Below are 5,712 nucleotides of genomic sequence, written 5' to 3' on the forward strand. Positions count from 1 at the left end.
CTGTAGTTAATAGGACGGTTATCTTTAAACAGAACATTAAGATCCTATAAACCTTTATTAACCATGAAAATGACCACAGAAGAATTCCAGGATTATAAATTAGAAATAGAAGAATTAACCGAATTACTAAATAATGAATGGCTTGATTTGAAAAATTTAATCATATCAAACAACATTAATTTAGAAAGGACGCTATTGGTAGGTTACTATGAAGATGCTGAAGGGAAAGAGCATGGATTACTTTACAACAAAAAAGACAATTTCATACTCAAATTTGAAGTGTTTAACAACAATATATCACTAACCAGAATTGATCATGTTCATGTAGTAAGTGATGAATATCCGCAATTGCTAGTAGCAATCAGCTTAACAGATTAGTTGTTAGAAATGGATTCTCCCGCTAGCACACGAAAAACATAACGCTCAAAAATGCTACGCTACCTTACGCGTCTGCTCGAGTGGTACATACTAAATATAAGAACTCTCAATCATGTTGGGCGTTTTGATATGCATGAAAGTTTCTTTTTACTATTTTTTGTTATTTAAATTCGGACGAATAAAGCGAATTGAATAATCAACAAGAGTAGAAATTATTGTTTTATAATCTGCGCTGGCATCTGGCATTCCTACACCTAATATATTATAAATAGTCCTAGATTTAACAGTGCCGTTGTGATAGACTTTATAATGCATGCAGTCTAGGAAAACAAAGGGATAGACGGCCTCTAGCGGACGACTTCGCCACTCATTAACGGCAGGCATAACACTTTCTGTGATACGGGATATTTCGGTCGCAGAAATATCCATAGCATACATCTCACGGATAAAATCACTTATATTACGTGTGCTCATCCCTTTGGCATACATACTTAGAACATGGCCTTCTAATTGTTCTGTAATAATGAGCTGACGTTTGGGAATTACCTTAGGTTCAAATGTACCGGATCTATCTCGTCCAGACTCTAGTTCAAAAGTACCTGTATTAAGGCCTCGGACAGTCTTTTTGGTCTTACCATTACGACGATTGGAATTACCTGAGGCTTTATCTTCCTGAAGATGACTCTCTAGCTCACCATCCATCATTGACTCCAATAAATGCTTCATTAAGGGCGCCAGAACGCCGTCGTTGGGAGATAAACTCTTCCCGTTATAAAGACCTTGCATAGCTTCATCTTGATGTTTCCAAGAAAGAAGGGCAACCATCTGAACAACCTCCTGTCCATGCTGCATTTCCACCTTTAACCTCTTTACTCTGATTCAAATTAAGTTCTGATAGCTGCTTAAAACATAATTTCTTTACATTCATTTTTTTACGATATTAAATTATATACATATAGCATATTAAAATACACTCTAAGGATAGTATGTTGCAGTCTTGTGTGTCTGAGTCATATTTATTTCTATAGAAATTTTTATTTCTCATATTTACCTTATACCTTAGAGTAGTATATCCTAAATTAAATTGTAATTAATTTTTTTGTGAAATATGAGCTTGTATAGTTATATAAGTAGGATGAGTAGAATACATTTTCTGATCAAGAAGAAAAGGACCGGGGATCCCGTAGGTTTTGTACAAAGATGAGTTTATCTCTTAGTGCTCTTTTGAAAAACTTGTCAGAGATGAAAGAACTAGGTTTTCCGATTGAGTATGACAAATGTCGTCGCACGTATCGATATAACATCGATAAAATTAATTCAGATGAAGATGTAGAAGTTCCATTTGAAGTTTTAAAGAAAATTTTGGGAGGTAAAGACCGGCAAGAAACACAAGATTTGATACAAAGGATTTTTTATGAGGTTTAGACATCTGTTGTGGATAATGGTTTTCTTGTTTTTAATAGTAGTTACGGTTTTCGGTGTCATTACTTGGAATTTGAATAAATCTATAGAAAGCAAATCAACCGAGCAAAGTATTATTGCAGATTCTTTACAAAATTACAAGATCGCTTTCAATGTTTTGGAAAATTCCAGTTTGATTAAAAACTTAAAGGGAAAAAAATTGGTATTACTTGGTGAGCAGCAACATGGTGATGGTGCTACCCAGGCTCTTAATTCAGAAATAGTCATGTTCCTTAAAAAAAATGGCTTTAATGTTCTTTTTTTTGAAAGTAATTTTTATCCGACTTATCGATTAAATGAAAGCTTACGGAATGTTCAAAACATAGATTTCAGCGTGGCCTTAAATCCATTTTGGGCTAAATCAAAAGAAACAAAGGAATTAAGACAGCATATATATCAATCTGCTAAAACTTCTGATCCATTTATTGTGCGAGGGATCGATTTTCAGATATCAACTATATTTACTCAGAAAAAAATTCATGAAGATTTGGTTCGTTATTTAAAGACTATACCATCATTTGAGCAATATCATTATCGTCATTTTTGGCATTCATTGAAAAATGGCTATGGTCCAGTACTTTATTTCAATTCAAAATCAAGTAAAATGGATAAGAATAGAGAGGCGTGTTTGCGGGAAATTAAACTACTTATCGATTTAATAAATTCCGATTTCACATCAACCAATGGGGAGCAACAACTTTATATAAGATACCTGCAGAATATTTATGATTTTTACTATGCAAAGATGTTTCTAAAAGGAGATAAATATAATGCTTACCGTGATTCTGTTATGTTTGAAAACACCATTTTTCAAATGGAACAATTTCCGGATGAAAAATTTGTTTTGTGGTCAGCAAACAAGCATATTTTAAATACCAGTAAATTTGGTAAGAATCTTGGTTATTACCTTAAAAATAAATTTAAAGACGAAATGTTTACCATCATGACAACCTCTTATGACGGTTATTCAACTAATATTGCTACTAGTAATATTCAGCGAAATAATCCCGCGACTAGTACTACTGTTGAATATTTCTTGAAAAACAATCATTCTGATGCAAGTATTTTCTACACTAATGATGCTTTGAAAAATAAATCAAGTGTAATGCGATTTTTAGGATTTAACAACTTGGAAAATTTTTGGTTCAAAGAATTTGATGCTTTTATTTTCATTCCACACATGACTCCAACACATTATTGATGGGAAATATATATAATATTCGAGACTTGAGTTTTTCTTTTGGGAAAAACAAAATATTAAATGACATAAGCTTCCATGTGGAAGAAGGGGATATAGTCGGTCTAATTGGCCAAAATGGTGCTGGAAAATCAACATTGATCAATATCATGACAGGTGTTTACTCAAATTATTCCGGAAATGTTTTCTTTAAGTCGTATGACAATAAAGAGAATTTAATAGAATTGAAGTCGAATATAGCAGCTGTCTTGGATCGTTCTGCAACATATGGTACGCTAAGCGTAGTCGAGAACATTAATTATTACTGCAAATTGCTAAATGTGCCTATCCAATATGGCCTTGATCTCTTAGATGAGTTTGGTATGACTGAATATACAAAGTTTAAAGTAAGTCAGCTTTCTTCAGGATATCAACAGCGATTGCGTATTGTTATAGCCCTGCTTAATGATCCGTCAGTTTTATTTTTAGATGAACCATGGATTGCTCTTGATCCGATTAATAGTCAATTTTGACCAGTAAAATTTATCACTGAATAAACTGAAGGGATTAACTATAATTATTTCGGGTCATGACCTCAACGAACTGGAAGTACTCTGTACTAGATTTTTAATGATCAAAAACGGTTCTTTAATTCTAACTTTCTCAAAAGAGCATTCAAACTCATTTTTAATAACTACAATAGCAGATCATCCTAAAAACCTTCAATTGGTGAAGAGTGAAGCTTTTTATAGAAAAAAAGAAACCAATGAGATTAAAGTAATAAATGTGAAAAAGGACTTCTTTATATGTGAAGATATATTAGAAGAAAAAACCTATTCGTTAAAGGAATTGTATTTCGAAATTCAAAATTGTACCACATGATTAATCTGAAAAATATATTGGTCGCCGATTTTTATAAAATAACACGTAACAAGTTGTTATTAGTGAGTTTGTGGTTGCCTTTAATGTTGGTTTTAGTTATTTTTTTCAATCAAAAAGAAGGTCTTTTGAAAGTAAGTGAAAGTGGCTATGATGTTTGGGTTATTCTTTGTAAAGATTCCATTGTGATGTTGTCATTTTTATTTTCTCTGTACGCGATCGTATTACCATTCGTAATATTTGATTCCGAACATCGGTACCATGGTTTTAGAAGTCATATCATTCTACCTTTAAAAATTAGAAATTTCTATTTATCTAAACAATTGATACTTTGTTTTTTCCTTTTTTTCTGCATTGCCACATCAACTGCACTATTATTGATTATTGGATACACTTTTGGAGCAATCTATGATATTCCCGAATTTATACTTTATAAACCAACGTTTATCATATTCTTCGCAATAGCCTCTATAATTGTCAATTTCTTCATTTTAAGTATCCAAATATTAATTAACATCTTTTTTAATAATTTTTTAATTACGGTTTTACCATTTTTGATGTTATTGTTTTTTTCTTTTTTCCTGACGGATTGGAAATATAGTTATTTAAATGTGTATTGTTATCCATTTCTAATTATGCAAGATGCATATGGAGAAGGAGTTCTCTTTTTGAAATCATACATTCTGGTATCATTCATTGGATTTATAAGTTTATGTGCAGTGATCTATTATCTAGTCCCCAAAATTAAGATGTTGTGGATAAAATAATATCAGAATTAAATAATATTGAAAAGAAATTACGATCTAGAAAGCAGGAAGCTGCCTCCTCATTCTTATTCGGTGATATGGATGGAAGCAAACTTTTCTATTTTTATCTTGTTCGGAAAAGACCAACTGCCGTTCAGAAGTAATTTCCTTCTTGAAAAAGCAAAAAGGAGAGTAGTTGAACTGTAAAACAAGCACTACCATTGTTGAGCAGTCAAGTGACTATATGGTAGCAAAAGTAACACAACAATTTGAAGGATTTATCAAGACCGATTTAATCACATTGGTCAATGATGGAGGCAACTAGAAAGTATCCCAATCCATCAACACGTATAAGTAAGTTAAGTTAGAATGCATATGTTTAGTCAGAGCCGCATCGCGAGACGCGGTTTTTCTTTTTTCTATTGTATCTCGAAATATTGATCCAATTTGTGCTAGCCGACAGCAAACGATTACAAACGTTTAATAACCGGCTAATATTTTTAGTTTTTATCATATTTGATTTATGTAATAGATTATTTAAGTAAATCCTAAAATTATGTTAGCACATGCAGAACCCGTATTTATTGATCCAACCACCGATGAAGGATTCAAGCGGTTATTTGGAGACAAAGTCAACCTGATCAACTTTCTAAACATCATCTTTCGTGGTCGAAAGACCATCACCGATCTTACTTAACGGGATACTGAGCGTATCGGAGCAACTGAAGAGATCGGTAAAGTTATCTTTGATCTTGTAGTCCAAACCAGTACAGGAGAAGAGATCATCATCGAGATGCAGACGAGTACACAGATCAACCTGAAGTAACGTATGCTGTATTATGCCAGCAAGGTCATTTCAGACACAGCACCCAAAGGAAACCGTAAAGCCTGGGGGTATGCCATTCCCGAGGTTTATACCATTGTCCTGATGGACGGTTTTCATATGCCGGGAGGTGATCATAAAACCTATTTTCACGATACCTGCCTGTGTAATAGAGATTCAGGACAAATTTTTTACGAGGGTTTGGGGTTTATCTATTTAGAAATTATTAACTTTGTTAAAAGCGAAGC

8 protein-coding genes and 1 pseudogene are annotated in these 5,712 nt (G+C 32.9%); 8 read left to right on the forward strand and 1 reads right to left on the reverse strand.

Features of this window, described 5'->3' with window-relative positions:
* Positions 1-69 precede the first annotated feature (69 nt).
* Positions 70-378 (forward strand): hypothetical protein, encoded by a 309-nt coding sequence (locus L950_RS23960; protein ID WP_156169844.1) that lies wholly within the window; start codon positions 70-72, stop codon positions 376-378.
* A 150-nt stretch (positions 379-528) separates the two neighbouring features.
* On the opposite strand, the gene L950_RS23965 is transcribed toward L950_RS23960, so the two are convergent.
* A complete protein-coding gene (locus L950_RS23965; RefSeq protein ID WP_021190964.1) occupies positions 529-1,230 on the reverse strand; it encodes an IS256 family transposase in 702 nt (233 codons plus the stop codon).
* Between the two features lie 348 nt (positions 1,231-1,578).
* Between L950_RS23965 and L950_RS23970 the strand changes: the two genes are divergently transcribed.
* The 7 genes and pseudogenes from L950_RS23970 to L950_RS27355 all read left to right on the forward strand — a co-directional run.
* Positions 1,579-1,803, forward strand: a complete 225-nt coding sequence (locus L950_RS23970; RefSeq protein WP_021190965.1) for a hypothetical protein — start codon at positions 1,579-1,581, stop codon at positions 1,801-1,803.
* Between the two features lie 70 nt (positions 1,804-1,873).
* The gene (locus tag L950_RS23975) at positions 1,874-3,040 is read left to right on the forward strand and encodes an erythromycin esterase family protein (protein ID WP_197086674.1); all 1,167 of its coding nucleotides are present in this window, start codon (positions 1,874-1,876) and stop codon (positions 3,038-3,040) included.
* Positions 3,040-3,549, forward strand: a complete 510-nt coding sequence (locus tag L950_RS23980) for an ATP-binding cassette domain-containing protein (protein WP_021190967.1) — start codon at positions 3,040-3,042, stop codon at positions 3,547-3,549. Before L950_RS23975 ends, L950_RS23980 begins: the two co-directional genes overlap by 1 nt.
* Positions 3,550-4,649: 1,100 nt before the next feature.
* Positions 4,650-4,805 carry a hypothetical protein gene (locus tag L950_RS31145; RefSeq protein ID WP_197086676.1) on the forward strand — a complete coding sequence of 52 codons (156 nt, stop codon included), beginning with the start codon at positions 4,650-4,652 and terminating at the stop codon, positions 4,803-4,805.
* 32 nt (positions 4,806-4,837) lie between these two features.
* Positions 4,838-4,966 carry a hypothetical protein gene (locus L950_RS36005; protein WP_262507189.1) on the forward strand — a complete coding sequence of 43 codons (129 nt, stop codon included), beginning with the start codon at positions 4,838-4,840 and terminating at the stop codon, positions 4,964-4,966.
* Positions 4,967-5,197: 231 nt separating this feature from the next.
* Complete coding sequence (locus L950_RS29000) at positions 5,198-5,338, forward strand: hypothetical protein (RefSeq protein ID WP_021190970.1); 141 nt, start codon at positions 5,198-5,200, stop codon at positions 5,336-5,338.
* Positions 5,339-5,383: 45 nt separating this feature from the next.
* Positions 5,384-5,712, forward strand: a pseudogene (locus L950_RS27355) (PD-(D/E)XK nuclease family transposase); the annotation flags it as partial.

This window comes from Sphingobacterium sp. IITKGP-BTPF85 (genome assembly GCF_001006065.1).
GTDB lineage: Bacteria > Bacteroidota > Bacteroidia > Sphingobacteriales > Sphingobacteriaceae > Sphingobacterium > Sphingobacterium anhuiense.

Bases quoted from the DNA above. Each gene is read 5' to 3' on its own strand.
- L950_RS29000 (WP_021190970.1), top strand. From the start codon at position 5,198: ATGTTAGCACATGCAGAACCCGTATTTATTGATCCAACCACCGATGAA.
- L950_RS23970 (WP_021190965.1), top strand. From the start codon at position 1,579: ATGAGTTTATCTCTTAGTGCTCTTTTGAAAAACTTGTCAGAGATGAAA.
- L950_RS23980 (WP_021190967.1), top strand. From the start codon at position 3,040: ATGGGAAATATATATAATATTCGAGACTTGAGTTTTTCTTTTGGGAAA.
- L950_RS23960 (WP_156169844.1), top strand. From the start codon at position 70: ATGACCACAGAAGAATTCCAGGATTATAAATTAGAAATAGAAGAATTA.
- L950_RS23965 (WP_021190964.1), bottom strand. From the start codon at position 1,230: ATGCAGCATGGACAGGAGGTTGTTCAGATGGTTGCCCTTCTTTCTTGG.